At 64.8% G+C, this 19,417-nt stretch carries 15 protein-coding genes; 11 read left to right on the top strand and 4 right to left on the bottom strand.

Annotated elements, in window-relative coordinates:
- The first annotated feature begins 49 nt into the window (after positions 1-49).
- The 10 genes from K6G35_RS12585 to K6G35_RS12540 all read left to right on the top strand — a co-directional run bounded on the left by K6G35_RS12585 (position 50) and on the right by K6G35_RS12540 (position 11,006).
- On the top strand, positions 50-691 hold the full coding sequence (locus K6G35_RS12585; RefSeq protein WP_187192247.1) for a TorD/DmsD family molecular chaperone: 642 nt from the start codon (positions 50-52) through the stop codon (positions 689-691).
- Positions 692-831: 140 nt separating this feature from the next.
- Positions 832-1,038 carry a formate dehydrogenase gene (locus tag K6G35_RS12580; RefSeq protein WP_495675791.1) on the top strand — a complete coding sequence of 69 codons (207 nt, stop codon included), beginning with the start codon at positions 832-834 and terminating at the stop codon, positions 1,036-1,038.
- A 72-nt stretch (positions 1,039-1,110) separates the two neighbouring features.
- The gene (locus K6G35_RS12575) at positions 1,111-4,182 is read left to right on the top strand and encodes a molybdopterin-dependent oxidoreductase (protein WP_317915263.1); all 3,072 of its coding nucleotides are present in this window, start codon (positions 1,111-1,113) and stop codon (positions 4,180-4,182) included.
- Between the two features lie 14 nt (positions 4,183-4,196).
- Positions 4,197-4,877, top strand: coding sequence for a formate dehydrogenase FDH3 subunit beta (fdh3B, locus tag K6G35_RS12570; RefSeq protein ID WP_186424822.1), 681 nt, complete (start codon positions 4,197-4,199; stop codon positions 4,875-4,877).
- Positions 4,874-5,107, top strand: coding sequence for a hypothetical protein (locus K6G35_RS12565; protein ID WP_011517331.1), 234 nt, complete (start codon positions 4,874-4,876; stop codon positions 5,105-5,107). Before fdh3B ends, K6G35_RS12565 begins: the two co-directional genes overlap by 4 nt.
- A gap of 19 nt (positions 5,108-5,126) precedes the next feature.
- Positions 5,127-6,320: a formate dehydrogenase subunit gamma gene (locus tag K6G35_RS12560; RefSeq protein ID WP_495675790.1), complete on the top strand. Its 1,194-nt coding sequence runs from the start codon at positions 5,127-5,129 to the stop codon at positions 6,318-6,320.
- Positions 6,321-6,415: 95 nt separating this feature from the next.
- The gene (locus K6G35_RS12555) at positions 6,416-6,991 is read left to right on the top strand and encodes a superoxide dismutase family protein (protein WP_495675789.1); all 576 of its coding nucleotides are present in this window, start codon (positions 6,416-6,418) and stop codon (positions 6,989-6,991) included.
- Positions 6,992-7,055: 64 nt separating this feature from the next.
- Positions 7,056-7,892, top strand: a complete 837-nt coding sequence (locus K6G35_RS12550) for a formate dehydrogenase accessory sulfurtransferase FdhD (protein WP_495675788.1) — start codon at positions 7,056-7,058, stop codon at positions 7,890-7,892.
- 123 nt (positions 7,893-8,015) lie between these two features.
- Positions 8,016-8,582 (top strand): dCTP deaminase, encoded by a 567-nt coding sequence (gene dcd, locus K6G35_RS12545; RefSeq protein ID WP_008646296.1) that lies wholly within the window; start codon positions 8,016-8,018, stop codon positions 8,580-8,582.
- Between the two features lie 159 nt (positions 8,583-8,741).
- Complete coding sequence (locus K6G35_RS12540) at positions 8,742-11,006, top strand: arginine/lysine/ornithine decarboxylase (protein ID WP_008646295.1); 2,265 nt, start codon at positions 8,742-8,744, stop codon at positions 11,004-11,006.
- A 129-nt stretch (positions 11,007-11,135) separates the two neighbouring features.
- Here K6G35_RS12540 and K6G35_RS12535 read toward each other — a convergent pair whose 3' ends face one another.
- From K6G35_RS12535 to ppc, 4 genes are all read right to left on the bottom strand, one after another.
- Positions 11,136-12,860 (bottom strand): TRAP transporter large permease, encoded by a 1,725-nt coding sequence (locus tag K6G35_RS12535; RefSeq protein ID WP_008646294.1) that lies wholly within the window; start codon positions 12,858-12,860, stop codon positions 11,136-11,138.
- Positions 12,860-13,402, bottom strand: coding sequence for a TRAP transporter small permease subunit (locus K6G35_RS12530; protein ID WP_008646293.1), 543 nt, complete (start codon positions 13,400-13,402; stop codon positions 12,860-12,862). Before K6G35_RS12530 ends, K6G35_RS12535 begins: the two co-directional genes overlap by 1 nt.
- A gap of 207 nt (positions 13,403-13,609) precedes the next feature.
- Positions 13,610-15,019: an argininosuccinate lyase gene (gene argH, locus K6G35_RS12525; protein WP_008646292.1), complete on the bottom strand. Its 1,410-nt coding sequence runs from the start codon at positions 15,017-15,019 to the stop codon at positions 13,610-13,612.
- A gap of 228 nt (positions 15,020-15,247) precedes the next feature.
- Entirely contained in the window at positions 15,248-18,286 is a 3,039-nt protein-coding gene (gene ppc, locus K6G35_RS12520) for a phosphoenolpyruvate carboxylase (protein ID WP_495675787.1), read from the bottom strand.
- 124 nt (positions 18,287-18,410) lie between these two features.
- Between ppc and hemC the strand changes: the two genes are divergently transcribed.
- Complete coding sequence (gene hemC, locus K6G35_RS12515; protein ID WP_495675786.1) at positions 18,411-19,415, top strand: hydroxymethylbilane synthase; 1,005 nt, start codon at positions 18,411-18,413, stop codon at positions 19,413-19,415.
- Positions 19,416-19,417 lie beyond the last annotated feature (2 nt).

Below are 19,417 nucleotides of genomic sequence, written 5' to 3'. Positions count from 1 at the left end.
ACGGCATAGAGCCCTACAGAAGGGATAAACGGAAGGGATGCATCACAATATGAGCGATTTCCAGCCGATTCAGCTTACCGCCCAGGCGCCGGCGCACGGCGAGCCCGATCCCGAGGACACCGCGCGCGCCGATCTCTACGGTCTGCTGGCCACGCTGTTCTATCAGGCGCCCGATGCGACGCTGTTGCACCATATCGCTGCCAATCGCGCGTCAGGTGCAGATGCCGATACCGTGCTTGGTCGCGCGTGGAATATGTTGTGCGACGCAGCATCGATCACGACCGCCGCGGAAGCCGCGGACGAATACGCGCAGCTGTTCGTCGGCGTCGGCAAGCAGGAGATCTTTCTCTACGGCTCGTTCTATCAGGCCGGCTTTCTCAACGAGCGGCCATTGGTGGCATTGCGTGACGATCTGGCCCGCTACGGGCTCACGCGGCACGATAACGTCAGCGAAACCGAGGACCACGTGGCCGCGCTGTGCGAGGTGATGCGCTATCTCGTGGCCGGCGATGACCTGGCGGTGTCGAATCTTGGCGAGCAGCAACGCTTCTTCGCCCGGCATCTGCAGCCTTGGGTGGACCGGTTGTGCGACGCCCTCGAGAACCATCCGCAGGCCCGCTTCTACCGCAGTGCCGCAGGACTGTTACGCGCGTTTTGCAGCGTCGAGGCTGTCGCGCTCGAGATGCACTGAGCGGGGGCGAGGTCGGGGTTTGTCCGATATTTACGGATTTTGCGGCCGCGTGCGTGGTCATTCGGTGGTGTTGCAACTAGAATATGCAAAACACGTCATAAATAAATCATCCATCGGTACGGCATAGCCGAGGAGTCCTCATGGAAGATAAACAACCCCGGGTCGCACGTCGCACCTTTCTGGCGGGTGCCGGCGTGGTTGCCGCAGCCGGCGCCGCCGTTGTGGCCACGCGCGGACAGCCCGCGCTTGCCGAGGCCGTCGCCGCCAAGGCCGATCCCGCGCCGGGCAGTGATGGCTACCGGGTCTCTGCCCATATCCGCAAGTACTACCGGACCACGCTGGTTTAGGCATGTTGCCCCGGGCGTGCTGGCGCGCGCCCGAGTTGTCGCACACGCCAACCGCTCTGATCGAGGCAAGCCATGACCCCCCTGACCCGCAAACGTGCGAACAACGGCGCGAACGACGGCGCCAACCATCGCGCGGACCAAGGCCAGACCGGCCGGCTCAGCAGCCGGCTCGCTGATTCCAGTTCGCAATCCCAGTCCCAGTCATCAGGACGCCTGTCCGCGCGCCTTGCCGCAGGTCTGGCCGGCGCCATGCCGACCATGGACCGCCGCAGCTTCCTCAAGCGTTCGGGCATCGGCGTTGGCGCGGGGCTGGCTGCCACGCAACTGACGATGATGCGTCGCGCCGATGCCGACGACGGCAAGAGCGGAGCAGGCGGCAAGGGCGATATCGTCGTGCGCCGCACGGTCTGCGGCCACTGCTCGGTGGGTTGCGCGGTCGACGCGGTGGTGCAGAACGGCGTGTGGGTGCGGCAGGAGCCCGTGTTCGATTCGCCGATCAACCTGGGCGCGCATTGCGCCAAGGGCGCCGCGCTGCGCGAGCATGGTCACGGCGAATACCGGCTGAAGTACCCGATGAAGCTGGTCAACGGCAAGTACCAGCGCATTTCCTGGGATCAGGCGCTCGACGAGATCAGCGCGAAGCTCAAGCAGATCCGCCAGGAAACCGGACCGGATTCGTTGTTCTTCATCGGCTCGTCCAAGCACAGCAACGAACAGTCCTACCTGCTGCGCAAGTGGGTCTCGTTCTTCGGCACCAACAATACCGACCACCAGGCGCGCATCTGCCATTCGACCACCGTGGCTGGCGTGGCGAACACCTGGGGCTACGGTGCGATGACCAATTCGTACAACGACATGCAGAACGCCAAGGCGGCGCTGTATATCGGTTCGAATGCGGCCGAGGCGCATCCGGTGTCGATGCTCCACCTGCTTCACGCCAAGGAGAGCGGCTGCAAGGTGATCGTGGTCGACCCGCGCTACACGCGCACGGCGGCCAAGTCCGATCACTATGTCCGCATCCGCTCGGGCACCGATATCGCGTTCCTGTTCGGCGTGCTGTATCACATCTTCCAGAACGGCTGGGAAGACAAGAAGTACCTGGCTGACCGCGTCTACGGCATGGACAAGGTCAAGGAGGAAGTGCTGGCCAAGTGGACGCCGGACAAGGTCGAGGAAGTCTGCGGCGTGCCCGAGGCCGAAGTCCGGTACGTGGCCGAGACGATGGCGAAGAACCGCCCGTCCACGCTGGTCTGGTGCATGGGCCAGACGCAGCACACAATCGGCAACGCCATCGTGCGGGCATCGTGCATCGTGCAACTGGCGCTCGGCAACATCGGTGTGTCGGGCGGCGGCGCCAACATCTTCCGTGGCCACGACAACGTGCAGGGCGCCACCGACGTGGGGCCGAACCCGGATTCGCTGCCGGGCTACTACGGCCTGGCTGCCGGCGCGTGGAAGCACTTCGCGACGGTCTGGGGCGTGGACTACGAATGGATCAAGAAGCAGTTCGCCTCGCAGGCGATGATGGAGAAGTCCGGCACCACGGTGTCGCGCTGGATCGACATCGTCACCGAGAAGCCGGAACTGATCGACCAGGACCACAACGTGCGTGGCGTGTTCTTCTGGGGCCACGCGCCGAACTCGCAGACGCGCGGCCTGGAGATGAAGCGCGCGCTCGACAAGCTCGACCTGCTGGTCGTGATCGACCCGTATCCGTCGGCTACGGCCGCCATGGCCAACATGCCGGCGACCGAAGGCGATACCCCCAACCCGAACCGTGCCGTGTACCTGCTGCCGGCCTGCACGCAGTTCGAGACCTCGGGTTCGTGCACGGCGTCGAATCGTTCGCTGCAATGGCGCGAGAAGGTGATCGAGCCGCTGTTCGAGTCGATGCCCGACCACGCAATCATGCAGGCGTTCGCCGAGAAGCTGGGCTTTGCCAACGAACTGTCGAAGAACTACAAGCTGGTCGAGGTCAAGCGCGCAGGACGCACGTGGCGGGAGCCCGAGACCGAATCGATCCTGCGCGAGATCAACGCCGGCAACTGGACCATCGGCTACACGGGCCAGTCACCCGAGCGACTGAAGGCCCACATGCGCAATATGCACATGTTCGATGTGCGCTCGTTGCGCTGCAAGGGCGGCAAGGACCCGGTCACCGGCTATGACATCACCGGTGATTACTTCGGCCTGCCATGGCCCTGCTACGGCACGCCGGAGCTGAAGCACCCGGGCTCGCCGAACCTCTACGACACCAGCAGGAACGTGATGGACGGTGGCGGTAATTTCCGCGCCAACTTCGGTGTGGAGCGTGATGGCGTGAGCCTGCTGGCGGCCGATGGATCGCACTCGCTGGGCGCGGACATCACCACCGGGTATCCGGAATTCGACGCGGTGCTGCTCAAGAAGCTCGGGTGGTGGGACGAACTGACCGACGCCGAGAAGAAGGCGGCCGATGGCAAGAACTGGAAGACCGACCTGTCGGGCGGCATCCAGCGCGTGGTGATGAAGAACCACGGCTGCCACCCGTTCGGCAATGCCCGCGCGCGGGCCGTGGTCTGGAACTTCCCGGACCCGATCCCGCAACACCGCGAGCCGCTGTACTCGACGCGCCCGGACATGGTCGCCAAGTACCCGACCCACGACGACAAGATGGCCTTCTGGCGCCTGCCCACGCTCTACAAGACCGTGCAGCAGCGCAACATCGAGAACAAGGTCTACGAGAAATTCCCGATCATCCTGACCTCGGGCCGTCTGGTCGAGTACGAGGGCGGTGGCGAGGAAACGCGCTCGAACCCGTGGCTGGCCGAGTTGCAGCAGGAGAACTTCGTCGAGATCAACCCGACGGCGGCATCCGAACGCGGCATCCGCAACGGTGACTACTGCTGGGTCAAGACGCCGACCGGCGCCAGGATCAAGGTGCGCGCGCTGGTGACCGAGCGCGTGGGCGTGGATACGGCGTTCATCCCGTTCCATTTCTCTGGCTGGTGGCAGGGCAAGGATCTCAAGCCCTACTACCCGGAGGGCGCGATGCCGATCGTGCGCGGGGAGGCGGTGAACACCGCCACCACCTACGGCTATGACTCGGTGACGATGATGCAGGAAACCAAGACCACCGTTTGCCAGATCGAGCGGTTCGCATAAGGACGGAGACGCAAATGGCCCGCATGAAATTCATCTGTGATGCCGAGCGTTGCATCGAGTGCAATAGCTGCGTCACCGCCTGCAAGAACGAGCACGAGGTGCCCTGGGGTGTGAACCGGCGCCGCGTGGTGACGGTCAACGATGGTGTGGTCGGCGCGGAGAAGTCGATCTCGGTGGCCTGCATGCACTGCTCCGATGCGCCGTGCATGGCGGTCTGCCCGGTCGATTGCTTCTATCGCACCGAAGACGGCGTGGTGCTGCACGACAAGGATGTCTGCATCGGCTGCGGCTACTGCTCATACGCCTGCCCATTCGGCGCGCCGCAGTTCCCGAGCGAAGGTACCTTCGGCGTGCGCGGCAAGATGGACAAGTGCACGTTCTGCAACGGCGGCCCGGAAGCCAACGGCAGCGAGGCAGAGTTCGAGAAGTACGGCCGCAACCGCCTGGCCGAAGGCAAGCTGCCGCTGTGCGCGGAAATGTGTTCGACCAAGGCGTTGCTCGGCGGCGATGGCGACGTGATCGCCGACATCCTGCGCAATCGCGTGATCAAGCGCGGCAAGGGCGGCGACGTCTTCGGCTGGGGCACGGCCTACGGCGGCGTCAAGGCGCAGCCGGCAGCGGGCACGCCGCCCGCGGCGCCGGGTGGCGCACCCACCGCGCCCGCCGCGCCAGCCAGCGAGGGGGGCGCATCATGAACCGCGCACTGCTGATTGCCCTGAGCCTCGCGGGCCTGCTGATCGCCGGCTGCGGCGAGAAGGCGCAGACATCGACCGCTTCGTTCAAGAAATCGGATACGCCGGCCTGGCAGGGCGCCCCCGGCGATCCGTTCGTCGCCAAGGGATGGACGCCGGGCGACAGGGATAGCTGGGTGCGCCAGATCCATGAGCGCAACCAGTACCAGAACGAGTACAACAAGACGCCGTGAGCGCCGGCAAGGAGGGCTTATGACGCGGCTTTCACGTACAGGACGGTGGCTAGCCGGCGCGCTGATGACGCTGGCGATGGCCGGCGCGTTCGCGCAGGCGCCAGCATCGGCACCGCAGGCGCAACAGGCCGCCGCGCAGTCCGCCTCGCAGTCCGATAACGCGAACAACCCGGCTACGCACCCCGCGCAGCCGCTCGCGGGCATCGCGAGCGAGAACATTTTCAATGTGCCGCGCCGCGACATGGCCGCCGAGGCGCGCGCGCAGCAGGAACGTTCGCAGACGCAGCCGGGCAACAATGCGCCGGTCTGGCGCGAGGTGAACTCCGACCAGCCGAACTACAGCAGCCTGCCTGCCAAGGAGGCCGGTGTGCTGATCCAGCGCACGGGCCAGAAGTGGCGCCTGTTCCGCAATGGCGTGATCACGGTGTGGGGTGGCTGGCTGGTGGTGGTCGTGCCGCTGGCGATCCTGGCGTTCTTCGCCTGGCGAGGCACGATTCCGCTCAAGACCCCGCGCACGGGCCGTTTGATCGAACGCTTCACGCCGCTGGAACGCATCGTGCACTGGACCATGGCGATCTCGTTCTCGATCCTGGCGATCTCGGGCCTCGTGATCCTGTTTGGCAAGCACGTCCTGCTGCCGATCTTCGGCCATACGCTGTTCGGATGGCTCACGTACATCCTCAAGAACCTGCATAACCTGAGCGGGCCGGTGTTCACGGTCGCGATCGTCGTTGCCTTCGTGCTCTTCGTGCGCGACAACCTGCCCAGCCGCGACGACCTGACGTGGATCGCGCGGGCAGGGGGGCTGCTCACGGGCAGCCACGTGCCGAGTCACCGTTTCAACGCCGGCGAAAAGCTCTGGTTCTGGATCGGACTGGTCTGTTTCGGACTGATCCTGTCTGCGTCGGGCTGGGTGCTCGACATGATCGTGCCGGGCCTGGAGTACTACCGCGCCACGATGCAGATCGCCAACGTCATCCACGCGATCGCCGCGGTGCTGATGATCGCGCTGGCCTGCGGCCATATCTACATGGGCACGATCGGCATGGAAGGCGCCTACCGCGCCATGCGCGATGGCTACGTGGACGAGGCCTGGGCCCAGGAGCACCATGAGCACTGGTACGACGATATCAAGGCCGGCAAGATCCCAGCGCAGCGTTCCACACCGCCGGAGGACGCGGGCCGTAGCCGCCAGCGTCCGGGGCAGGCTTGATCATGCGCATTGGTACGGGGTTGTAGTTTGAGGCACTCGCGTGTGCGGGTCGGGCGTACAATCGCCGGGCTCTTAACCGCAAGAGGAGGCTCGGCATGAAACGTGTACTTTTTGGTTTGACGATGGGCGCTGCCGCACTGGCTGTGGCGGGTTGCTCGAACTGGGGCTGGGGTTCGTCCAGCAGCAGTAGCAGCAGTGGCGCGGCGGCAACCAGCGCGTCCATGAAAGCCGCCGCGGCGCTGAGCCCCAAGAGCGGCACGAATACCGCGGGACGCGTCACGTTCGACCAGCAGGCCGGCGGTGGCGTGATGGTGGTGGTATCGGTGACCGGTCTGCCGCCAGGCACGACGCATGGCTTCCATGTCCACGAGAAGGGTGACTGCTCCGCGCCCGACGCGATGAGCGCGGGTGGGCACTTCAACCCAGCAGGCAAGCCGCACGGCCAGATGACGATGCCCGATCATCATGCCGGCGACATGAACAACCTCGTGGCGGACTCCAGCGGCAACGCGCGCGTCCAGTTCATCATGCCGGACGTGACCGTGGCGCCTGGCCCGAACAGCGTGGTTGGCCGCGCCGTCGTTGTCCACAAGGATCCCGACGACTACCGCACCCAGCCCACCGGCAACTCGGGCGGCCGCATCGCCTGCGGTGTGATCGCCGCCTCCTGATCCCTCCAGATAGCTTCCGCTGTAGCTGGCCCGACCTTCGGAAGGGCCAGCCCGCCTCCCCCACATGTCCCTGCGCCCCGAACTGACCCATGCCAGCGTACCCCTGATCGAAGAGGTGGCTGTCCTCGACGAGCAAGGCAGGGAACGTCCGGCCTGGCTGCCAGGCGAGCGTCCGCTGACGGTCTATCTGGACAAACGCGAACTGGTCACGCTGATGACGCTGGGCGGCGCGCCGGAGCATCTCGTCCTGGGTTATCTGCGTAATCAGCGACTGGTGGAGTCGATCGAGCAGATTGCTTCGGTCCAGGTGGACTGGGAAACCGAGTCGGTGGCCGTGACCACCCGTTCGGGGGTCGATCGCATCGAGGAGCGCACCGCGCGCCGCGTGGTGACCACGGGCTGCGGGCAGGGCACGGTGTTCGGCTCGCTGATGGACGAGGTCGACACCATCGCGCTCCCCCCGGACGCCCGGCTCGAGCAGGAAACGCTGTACGCGATCGTCGATACCATCCGGCTTCAGCAATCGGTCTACAAGCAGGCCGGCTCGGTTCACGGCTGCGCCTTGTTCCGGGGCAGCGAGTTGCTGACCTTCGTCGAGGACGTGGGCCGCCACAACGCGGTGGATGCCATCGCCGGGTGGATGTGGCTCGAGGACATGAGCGGCGCCGACAAGATTTTCTACACCACGGGCCGACTGACGTCGGAAATGGTCATCAAGGGCGCCCAGATGGGCATTCCGTTCCTGTTATCGCGTTCGGGTGTGACGCAAATGGGTTACCAGATGGCCAAGCGTGTCGGAATGACGCTATTCGCACGCTGCACCGGCAAGCATTTCCTGCTCTACACCGGGCGGGAGCGGTTCCGCCACACACCGGCCGAGACGCTGGCGCCTGCGGTCTAGGAATTCCGCTGCGCGGCACCAGATCGCAACAGAAGCCGGAACAAGAGCGCCAGAAGCGATTGGTTGTACAATGCGCCCCAATCCAGCGGCAGCCCGCCGCCCGACTTATCCGCCCACGCCTTTATGAGCATCAAATCCGACAAGTGGATCCGCCGCATGGCGGAGCAGCACGGCATGATCGAACCGTTCGAGCCCGGCCAGGTACGGGAGTCGGACGGCCGCAAGATCGTGTCCTACGGCACGTCGAGCTACGGCTACGACATCCGCTGCGCCGACGAATTCAAGATCTTCACGAACATCAACAGCACGATCGTCGATCCGAAGAATTTCGACGAGAAGTCGTTCGTGGACTTCAAGGGCGATGTCTGCATCATCCCGCCGAACTCGTTCGCGCTGGCCCGCACGATGGAATACTTCCGGATTCCGCGCAGCGTTCTGACGATCTGCCTGGGCAAGAGCACCTATGCCCGCTGCGGCATCATCGTCAACGTGACACCGTTCGAACCCGAGTGGGAAGGCTATGTGACGCTTGAGTTCTCCAACACCACGCCGCTGCCCGCCAAGATCTATGCCGGCGAAGGTTGTGCGCAGGTGCTGTTCTTCGAGAGCGACGAAATCTGCGAGACCTCGTACGCCGACCGTGGTGGCAAGTACCAGGGCCAGCAGGGTGTCACACTGCCGAAGACCTGATCGCATTACAATGCCGGCGTCCGTCGCCGGGGGCGCCGCCGGCCATGAACCGGTCAGGCGCCAGACCTGACGAAAGAGCCACATGCCGCCGTTTGCGGGGAAATCCCCGCCGGCCATGTGGCTCAAGTTCTTTCCAAGCACGCTCATCAAGGATGCCCGATGAAATTCCGCTTCCCCGTCATCATCATCGATGAAGACTTCCGCTCCGAGAACATCTCCGGCTCGGGCATTCGCGCGTTGGCCGAGGCCATCGAGAATGAAGGCATGGAAGTGATGGGTCTGACCAGCTATGGCGACTTGACGTCGTTCGCCCAGCAGTCCAGCCGGGCATCCACGTTCATCGTGTCGATCGACGACGACGAGTTCGTGCGCGCCGACGATCAGCCCGAAGCGGCCGCCATCGAGAAGCTGCGCGCGTTCGTGACCGAAGTGCGTCGCCGCAACACGGATCTGCCGATCTTCCTGTATGGCGAGACGCGCACGTCGCGCCATATTCCGAACGACATCCTGCGCGAGCTGCACGGCTTCATCCACATGTTCGAGGACACCCCCGAATTCGTGGCGCGCCACATCATCCGCGAAGCCAAGGTCTACCTGGATTCGCTGGCCCCGCCGTTCTTCAAGGCGCTGATCGACTACGCGCAGGACAGTTCGTACTCGTGGCACTGCCCGGGGCACTCGGGCGGCGTGGCGTTCCTGAAGAGCCCGGTGGGCCAGGTGTTCCACCAGTTCTTCGGCGAGAACATGCTGCGCGCCGACGTCTGCAACGCGGTCGAGGAACTTGGCCAGCTGCTGGACCACACTGGCCCGGTGGCGGCGTCGGAGCGCAACGCCGCGCGCATCTTCAATTCCGACCACATGTTCTTCGTGACCAACGGCACGTCGACGTCGAACAAGATGGTCTGGCACGCCAACGTGGCGCCGGGCGACATCGTGGTGGTGGACCGTAACTGCCACAAGTCGATCCTGCACGCGATCATGATGACGGGCGCAATTCCGGTGTTCCTGATGCCGACGCGCAACCACTACGGCATCATCGGCCCGATTCCGAAGAGCGAGTTCGACCCGGAGACGATCCGCAGGAAGATCGAGAACCATCCGTTCGCGAGCAAGGCGAAGAACCAGAAGCCGCGCATCCTGACGATCACGCAGGGTACGTACGACGGCGTGCTGTACAACGCCGAGCAGATCAAGGAAATGCTGACGTCGGAAATCGACACGCTGCATTTCGACGAGGCTTGGCTGCCGCACGCGGCGTTCCACGATTTCTATCGCGACATGCACGCGATCGGCCGTGACCGTCCGCGCAGCAAGGATGCGCTGGTGTTCGCCACGCAGTCCACGCACAAGCTGCTGGCTGGCCTGTCGCAGGCCTCGCAGATCCTCGTGCAGGATTCGGAAACGCGCAAGCTGGATCGCTACCGCTTCAACGAGGCGTATCTGATGCACACCTCGACGAGCCCGCAGTACTCGATCATTGCCTCGTGCGACGTGGCCGCAGCGATGATGGAAGCGCCGGGCGGCACCGCGCTGGTCGAGGAAAGCATCCAGGAAGCGCTGGACTTCCGCCGTGCCGTGCGCAAGGTGGAAGCCGACTACGACGTCGCCAACAATGGCGACTGGTGGTTCAAGGTGTGGGGCCCGGACGCGCTGGCCGAAGATGGCATTCCTGACCGCGAAGAGTGGATGCTCAAGGCCAACGAGCGCTGGCATGGCTTCGGCGATCTGGCCGATGGTTTCAACCTGCTGGATCCGATCAAGGCCACGATCATCACCCCGGGCCTCGACGTGGACGGCGAGTTCAGCGAGCGCGGCATCCCGGCGGCAATCGTTACGAAGTACCTGGCCGAGCACGGCATCATCATCGAGAAGACGGGTCTGTACTCGTTCTTCATCATGTTCACGATCGGCATCACCAAGGGCCGCTGGAACTCACTGGTGACCGAGCTGCAGCAGTTCAAGGACGACTACGACCAGAACCAGCCGCTGTGGCGCGTGCTGCCCGAGTTCGTGGGCAAGCACCCGCAGTACGAGCGACTGGGCCTGCGCGACCTGTGCGACGCGATCCACAGCGTCTACAAGGCCAACGATGTGGCGCGCGTGACCACCGAGATGTACCTGTCGGACATGGAACCGGCGATGAAGCCGTCGGATGCCTGGGCGATGATGGCGCACCGCGAAATCGAGCGTGTGCCCGTCGACGAACTGGAAGGCCGCGTGACTGCGATCCTGCTGACGCCGTACCCGCCGGGCATTCCGCTGCTGATCCCGGGCGAGCGCTTCAACCGCACGATCGTGAAGTACCTGAAGTTTGCACGCGAGTTCAACAAGCTCTTCCCGGGCTTCGAGACCGACATCCACGGCCTGGTCGAAGACGAGGTCGATGGCCAGAAGGCGTACTTCGTGGATTGCGTGAAGCAGTAAGGCTTCACAGCAAGGCTTCATTCGATCCAAACAAAAACCCCCGTGCCGCGAGGCCGGGGGTTTTTTGTGTCCTGCGTGATCTGTGGGGATAGGGTCAGCGCATCACCCTCCAGCCCCACTTCAATCCAGTTACTTGCTCTTCTCGAACTGGAACGAAGGCGCCACCGGTTCACTCGAGTCGCCGCCGCTCGGCAACTCCAGCGTGCCGGGCGAGGACGCCCCCCCGGGCTTGCCGTCGTCCTGTCCGCCAAGCGGGATACTGACCTCGGCGGAATTACTGTGCTTGAGCGATCCCTTGTCGAGCAGGCCAGTCACCATGCCCGGCCAGAACATCACCAGCAGCACCATGACGAGCTGCAGGCCCACCCACGGCAGGGCGCCCCAGTAGATGTCCGAGCTCTTGACTTCCTTCGGGGCGATGCCGCGCAGGTAGAACAGCGCGAAGCCGAACGGCGGGTGCATGAACGATGTCTGCATGTTCACGCACAGCATCACGCCGAACCAGACCAGCGCGGCCGTGGCGGCGGCTTCGGGGTTGCCGCCCATCGAATCGGCTACCACCGGGGCCAGCACCTTGACCGCAACCGGCGCCAGCATCGGCACGACGATGAACGCGATCTCGAAGAAGTCGAGGAAGAACGCCAGGAAGAAGATGAACAGGTTCACCACGATCAGGAAGCCGATCCAGCCACCCGGTAGCGAGGTGAACAGGTGCTCCACCCATGCGCCGCCGTCCACGCCCTGGAACACCACCGAGAAGCAGGTGGAGCCGATCAGGATGAACACGACCATGGCGGTGATGCGCGCGGTGGACTGGTAGGCATCCACGATCAGCAGCCGCAGGTCGGTCAGCTGGCCGGCGCGGATCAGGAGCCACAACACCACAAGGTAGGCAATCGCCAGCGGGATGCGGAACGCATGGGAGCCGAACGCGAAGACGCCCACCGCAGCGGCCACCAGCGTTGCCAAGAGGCCCAGTCGATAGATGTTGCGGTCGATCTTGTTGAAGCCCTTGTCGCGGATCACGGCTAGCACCAGGGCGCCAACCGCACCCATCGCTCCGGACTCGGTCGGCGTGGCGATGCCGAGCATGATCGTGCCGAGCACCAGGAAGATCAGCACGGCGCAGGGGATGATGCCGCGCAGGCAGGTGCGCCACAGCGCCCAGCCGCGCAGCGTGCGCGCTTCTTCCGGTACCGGCGGCAGCCAGTCAGGCTTGATGCGGGTCAGCACGAAGGTGTAGAGCGCGAACAGCGCGATCTGGATCACCGACGGGCCCCAGGCGCCCAGGTACATGCTGCCGACGTCGGCGCTACCGGCCGGGGTCTTCAGCTGGTCGGCCAGCACCACCAGCACCAGCGACGGCGGCACCAGCTGGGTGATCGTGCCCGATGCGGCCAGCACGCCCGTGGCGTACTTCATGTTGTAGCGGTAGCGCATCATCACGGGCAGCGAGATCATCGCCATGGCGATCACCTGCGCCGCCACCGTGCCGGTGATCGCACCCAGAATGAAACCGACGATGATGACCGAGTAGCCCAGGCCGCCACGAACCGGGCCGAACAACTGACCCATCGAGTCGAGCATGTCCTCCGCGAGTCCGCATTTCTCCAGGATCGCGCCCATGAAGGTGAAGAACGGAATCGCGAGCAGCAGTTCGTTGGACAGCACGCTGCCGAACACGCGGCTCGGCACGGCCTGCAGGAACTGCACGGGGAAGTAGCCCCATTCGATGGCCAGGAAGCCGAAGGCCAGACCTACGGCCGACAGCGAGAATGCGACCGGGAACCCGATCAGCATAAATACCACCAGGCCGCCGAACATGAGCGGCGGCATATATTCCAATGGAATCATTATTGCACCGGCCTTTCGTATTTCGATTCGATGCGCAGCAGGCCCTGCAGGGCGGCGAAGCGCTTGATCAGTTCGGAAATCCCCTGCAGCGTGAGCAGGGCAAAGCCGATGGGCACGACGAGCTTGATCGGATAACGGGGCAGGCCGCCCGAATTGCCCGATTGCTCGAGGATGCGCCACGAAGGCAGGAACAGCGATTCCCACGACAGCCACGTGAACAGGATCGTGGAGGGCAGCAGGAAAACGACGATGCCGAAGATGTCGATCCAGTGCTGCGCACGCTCGGACACGCTGCCGTAGATCAGATCCACACGCACGTGCTCATTGCGCTGGAACGTGTACGACGCGCCGAACATCACGGCAATGGCAAACATGTACCACTGCAATTCCAGTGGCCAGTTGTCGCTGAGGTTAAAGCCGTAGCGGAGCAGGGCGTTACCTGCACTGATCAGACACGACAGCAGGATCATGATGTTTGCAAGCCTGCCCGTATGCTGATTCAACCTGTCGATCTGTCGTGACAGACCAAGCAAGTAATTCATGGGTTGTCTCCCCGGTTTTTGCGCCAAATAGTGTATCTGTCACAATTTGTAAGGGCGCTAGGGGATTGTCCTAACAGGCGGACATGGCGTGGGTTCTCTTCTCTTTCTGCCCTTTCCCGCGCTTGGCCGGGCGAGGAAAGCTGGAAACAAAAAAGCCGCTGGCCTGACGGCACAGCGGCTTTTTTACGACAAAGACTTACGCGAAACTTACAGCGCCTTGCGTGCGGCGGCGATGGCGGCGCGTACCTGATCCGGCGCGGTGCCGCCGATATGGTTGCGCGATGCCACCGAGCCTTCGAGCGTCAGCACGCTGTGTACATCGTCGCCAATCAGCGAGGCCTTGTCGCCCAGACCCGAGACTTCGCGCAGTTGCTCGACGGTCAGGTCGGCCAGGTCGCAGTGGCGGTCGTCGCAGGCGCGCACGGCGTGGGCCACGGCCTCGTGCGCGTCGCGGAACGGCAGGCCGCGCTTGACCAGGTAATCGGCCAGGTCGGTGGCGGTGGCGTAGCCCTGCAGTGCGGCGGCGCGCATGTTGTCCGGCTTGACGCTGATGCCGGGCACCATGTCGGCGAAGATGCGCAACGTGTCGACCACGGTATCGACCGTATCGAACAGCGGCTCCTTGTCTTCCTGGTTGTCCTTGTTGTACGCCAGCGGCTGGCCCTTCATCAGCGTCAGCAGACCGGTCAGGTGGCCGTACACGCGGCCAGTCTTGCCGCGGGCCAGTTCGGGTACGTCCGGGTTCTTCTTCTGCGGCATGATCGAGCTGCCGGTGCAGAAGCGGTCGGCGATGTCGATGAAGCCGACGCGCGGGCTCATCCAGATCACCAGTTCTTCAGAGAAGCGCGAGACGTGCGTCATGATCAGCGACGCGGCGGCCAGGAATTCGATCGCGAAGTCGCGGTCGGACACGGCGTCGAGCGAGTTGCGGCACACGCCGTCAAAGCCCAGTTGCGCGGCCACGAACTCGCGGTCGATCGGATAGCTGGTGCCTGCCAGCGCGGCGGCGCCCAGCGGCAGGCGATTCACGCGGCGGCGGCAATCGGCCATGCGCTCGGCGTCGCGCGTAAACATTTCCACATAGGCCATGAGGTGATGGCCGAACGTGACCGGCTGGGCCACCTGCAGGTGGGTGAAGCCGGGCAGGATCGTGTCGGCGTTCTTCTCGGCCAGGTCGAGCAGCGCGCCGCGCAGGTCGCCCAGCAGGCCGACGATGCTGTCGATCTCGCTGCGCAGCCACAGGCGGATGTCGGTTGCCACCTGGTCGTTACGCGAACGGCCCGTGTGCAGGCGCTTGCCGGCGTCGCCCACCAGGGCGGTCAGGCGCGCCTCGATGTTCAGGTGCACGTCTTCGAGGTCCAGCTTCCACTCGAACGCGCCGGACTCGATCTCACCGCGGATCTGCGTCATGCCGCGCTCGATCTCGGCGCGGTCGGCTTCGGCGATGATGCCCTGCTTTGCCAGCATGGCCGCATGGGCCAGCGAGCCCTGGATATCGAACAGCGCCAGGCGCTTGTCGAAGAAGACCGACGCGGTGTAACGCTTCACCAGATCGGACATCGGTTCGGAGAAGCGGGCGGACCAGGCTTCGCCTTTCTTGGCTAGTTGGGAGGTCATGGCGGGGCAGGGCGGAAAATCGGAAACGGCGATTATATCGCCAGAGGCGGGCAGAACTGCTGCGGACCGGTTCCCCTCTCCCGCACGTGGGAGAGGAGTCAGGGGAGAGGGCAGGCCGTGCAAGGCACGTTAGCCGCATTCAGGGCCGCCGCACCCTCTCCCCCGCCCCTTCTCCCGCCTGCGAGAAAAGGGAGAAAACCGGCGGATACAGCACATGTCGGCGACGAATTAACCGCTATTACGCAACCCGGCCGCCACCCCGTTGATCGTCAGGTGGATTCCGCGTCGCACGCGCACGTCGTCGCCATCCTTGCCGGCCCGGTACCGCTTGAGCAGTTCCACCTGCAGGTGGTTCAGCGGATCCAGGTAGGCAAAGCGGTTCTTGATCGAGCGCGCCAGCAGCGGGTTGTCAGCCAGCCGTTCCTGCCGGCCGGTGATCAGCCCGAGCATGTCACTGGTCAGGTGCCATTCGGCGCTGATGCGTGAGAACACGGCCTTGCGTAGCGCGGTGTCCTCGCACAGCCCCGCGTAGCGCGACGCCACGGCCAGGTCGGTCTTGGCCAGCACCATATCCATGTTCGATAGCAGCGTGCTGAAGAACGGCCACGACTTCACCATCCGCTTCAGCGTGGCCACCGTGGCCTTGCGCGACTTTTCGTCCGACGCGGCGTCCAGCAGGGCCTGCACGGCACTGCCGAAACCGAACCAGCCTGGCAGCAGCAGACGGCACTGGCCCCACGAGAAGCCCCATGGAATCGCCCGCAGGTCTTCGATGCGGCGGTGCTTCTTGTCCATCAGCTTGCGCGATGCCGGCCGCGACCCGAGGTTCAGGTCCGCGATCTCGGTGATCGGGGTCGTGGCGAAGAAGTAGTCCTTGAAGCCCGGGGTCTCGTAGACCAGGTCACGGTACGCGGAGAACGCATGGTCGGACAGCTGCTGCATGACGCCTTCGAACGTCGCCAGGTCCTTCGGCGCGTTCTGGGTGGGCAGCAGCGATGCTTCCAGCGTGGCAGCGATCACCGTTTCCAGGTTGCGCCGGCCGATCTCGGCATTCGCGAACTTGCTGTTGATGATTTCGCCCTGTTCCGTCAGGCGGATCTGGCCGTTCACGGTGCCGGGCGGCTGCGACAGAATGGCCTGATAGGTCGGGCCACCGCCGCGACCCACCGTGCCGCCCCGGCCATGGAACAGGCGCAGCTTCACGCGGCGTTCCTCGAACAGTTTCACCAGCGCCAGTTCGGCCTTGTAGAGTTCCCAGTTCGACGTCAGGAAACCGCCATCCTTGTTCGAATCCGAATAGCCGAGCATCACTTCCTGCTCGACGCCATGGTGGGCGATCACCGAGTCGAAGCCCGGCAGATCCAGCAGCGACTGCATGATGCCGGCCGCATTGCGCAAATCCTCGATGGTTTCGAACAGCGGGATGACCATCAGCTCCATGCGCGCCGGATCGGTCTTGCTGCCCAGCGTGCCGCGCAACATGCCGGCTTCCTTCTGCAGCAGCATCACCTCGATGAGGTCGGACAGCGTCTCGGTGTGCGAGATGATGTAGTTGCGCGCGATGCGGGCGCCATAGCGGGCGCGCAGGTCGCGGGCCATCGCGAAGATCGCCAGTTCGCTGCGTGTCTGTTCCGTGTAGTCGTGCCACGGCAGCGTCAGCAGGCGCGGCTGGCGCAGTTCGGCCAGCAGCAGTTCCAGCTTGCGTGCTTCCGGCAGCGCAGCGTAGTCGGACTCGATGCCGGCTGTCGCGAACAGTTCGGCGATCACGGCCTCGTGCACGTCAGATACCTGGCGCATGTCGATCGAAGCCAGGTGGAAGCCGAAGACCGCGATCGCGCGCACCAGCGCGTCGACGCGGCCGCGGGCCAGCGCCTCGCCATGATGGGTGCGTAGCGAATCGACCACGATCTGCACGTCGGCTGCGAATGCTTCGGCGTTCTCGTAGGGAGCGACGTCGGCCACCGGATGGCGTTGCGCGATATGGCCAGTCAGCAACTGCGAGGTGGCCGCCAGGCGCGCATACATTCCGATCAGCGCGCGGCGGTAGGGCTCGTCCGCACGGTGTTCGGAGTGGTCCGGCGAGGCTTCGGCCAGCGCCAGCAGTTCGGGGCTGGCATCGACCATCAGCGACGACAGCGGCAGCTCGGCGCCCAGCGCGTGCAGTTCATCGAGGTACCAGTCGAACAGCAGGGTGGCTTGCTGGCGCGCCGCGTGCTCGAGCGTTTCGGCCGTGACGTTGGGATTGCCGTCGCGGTCGCCGCCGATCCACGAGCCCATCTGCAGGAACGGCGCCAGCGGCGCGGGCGTGGCGCCGGTCTTGGAACGGCGCGGGAAGACTTCGGCGATGTCCTCTTCCAGTTCGGCCATCAGGCGCGGAATACCCTGGAGGAACGTGGTGCGGTAGTACGAAAGCGCGTTCTCGATTTCATCGACCACCATCAAGCGCGTGTTCCGCAACATGCGGGTCTGCCACAGCGTGGTCACGCGCGCGCGGAGCTGGGCCGTGTTGTGGTCGCGCTCGCGGGCGGTCATCGGCAGGTCGCGCTCGGCCAGCAGGCGGGCGATCTCGCGCTCCGCGTCCAGGATGCTCTTGCGCTGGACTTCGGTCGGGTGCGCGGTCAGCACCGGCACGATCAATGCGTCGTCGAGGAATTCGCGAAGTTGCTTGCCAGTCACACCGGCGGCGTCAATGGCCTGCAGCGCACGCGCCAGGCTGCCCGGCTGCGGGGGAGATCCGGCCAGTGCGTGCACCCGGCGGCGGCGGTTGTGGTGCTGGTCTTCGGCGATATTGGCCAGATGCGAGAAGTAGCTGAAGGCGCGCACCACCGAATTGGTCTGGTCGCGCGACAGGCGTTTCAGCAGGCGGTCGAGTTCGGTGCCGGCGGCGCGGTCGTTCTCGCGCCGGAAGCGCACGGCGGTCTGGCGAATCGTCTCGACCAGGTCGAAGGCGGCATCGCCTTCCTGCTCGCGCACACAGTCGCCCAGCAGGCGGCCAAGGAAGCGGATGTCCTCGCGCAGCGGCAGGTCCTTGTCGGCGGTGCGGCGGGCGGGGGCAGTGGCGGCCGCGGCAGTTGCGGCCGTTGCGGCGGCGCCCTCGGCCGTCACGACCGCGAGCTTGGGCCTGACTGCCGCTTTGGTACGGGGTTTCGTGGCTTTCGGGGTCTTGGGGGATGCGCCTTTGGGGTCAAGCTGGCCTGAGGCTGGCATAACAGACTTGCGGCCGGTAGAGCGTGAACGGCCGGTGGGGCGCGCAGCAGGCTGCGTCATCAACAATCTCCTCTTTATCGCTTCGTAGCTTTTCTATATTGACCGGCCGCAAAGCCTTGCCGGATCGTACTTTTACGGCTGATCAGGGGCCAGAGGCTACCAGCCTGCGTGCTAACATGCGCGGATGCAAGCACCCGCCAATCCGTCTTCTTCGTCCGCTGCAGTATCAAGCAGCATGCCGCACAAGCTGGTCATCGCCTCGCGCGAAAGCCGGCTGGCGATGTGGCAGGCTGAACATGTTCGTGCTGCGTTGCAACAATACTATCCCTCCTGCGATGTGTCCATTCTGGGCATGACGACAAGGGGTGATCAAATTCTCGATAGGACCCTGTCCAAGGTAGGCGGCAAGGGCTTGTTCGTGAAGGAGCTGGAGGTCGCCATGGCCGAGGGACGCGCCGACCTGGCCGTTCACTCGCTCAAGGATGTGCCGATGGAGCTGCCCGAAGGCTTCACGCTGACGGCGGTGATGGAGCGCGAGGACCCGCGCGATGCGCTGGTTTCGGCGCAATTCGCCTCGCTTGAAGAGATGCCGGCCGGAACCGTGGTGGGCACTTCGAGCCTGCGCCGCGAAGCCGCGCTGCGCAGCCGCTTTCCGCATCTGGTGATCAAGCCGCTCCGGGGAAACCTGGACACGCGCCTGGGCAAGCTGGACCGTGGCGAGTACGGCGCCATCATCCTGGCCGCGGCCGGGCTCAAGCGACTGGGCCTGGGCGATCGCATCCGCGCGCTGATCGCGCCGGAAAGCTCGCTGCCGGCGGCCGGACAGGGCGCCCTGGGCATCGAGATCCGTGCGGATCGTCCCGAACTGGCCGAATGGCTGGCGCCGCTGAACCATCTGCCCACGCTGCTCGCCGTATCGGCCGAACGGGCCGTCTCGCGCCGCCTGGGCGGCTCGTGCCAGGTGCCCCTTGCCGCGCACGCGCGCTGGCGTGACGCCAGTCTTCAACTCGACGCCTTCGTGGCGCTGCCCGACGGTTCGCGTCAGGTGCGCGCCCATGCCACGGGACCCGTCGCCACGGTAGCCGACGCCGAAGCGATCGGAACTGCCGTCGCCGGCGACCTGCTGGCCCAGGGCGCGGACGGCGTGCTGGCCGCGCTTTCCACGGACTCCACCGCCGGACCTGTTTGAGG

The sequence above is a fragment of the Cupriavidus sp. HY129 genome, from assembly GCF_059492215.1.
The sequence above is the reverse complement of the archived record's forward strand: the minus strand, read 5'-3'. Positions and strand labels throughout refer to the sequence as shown.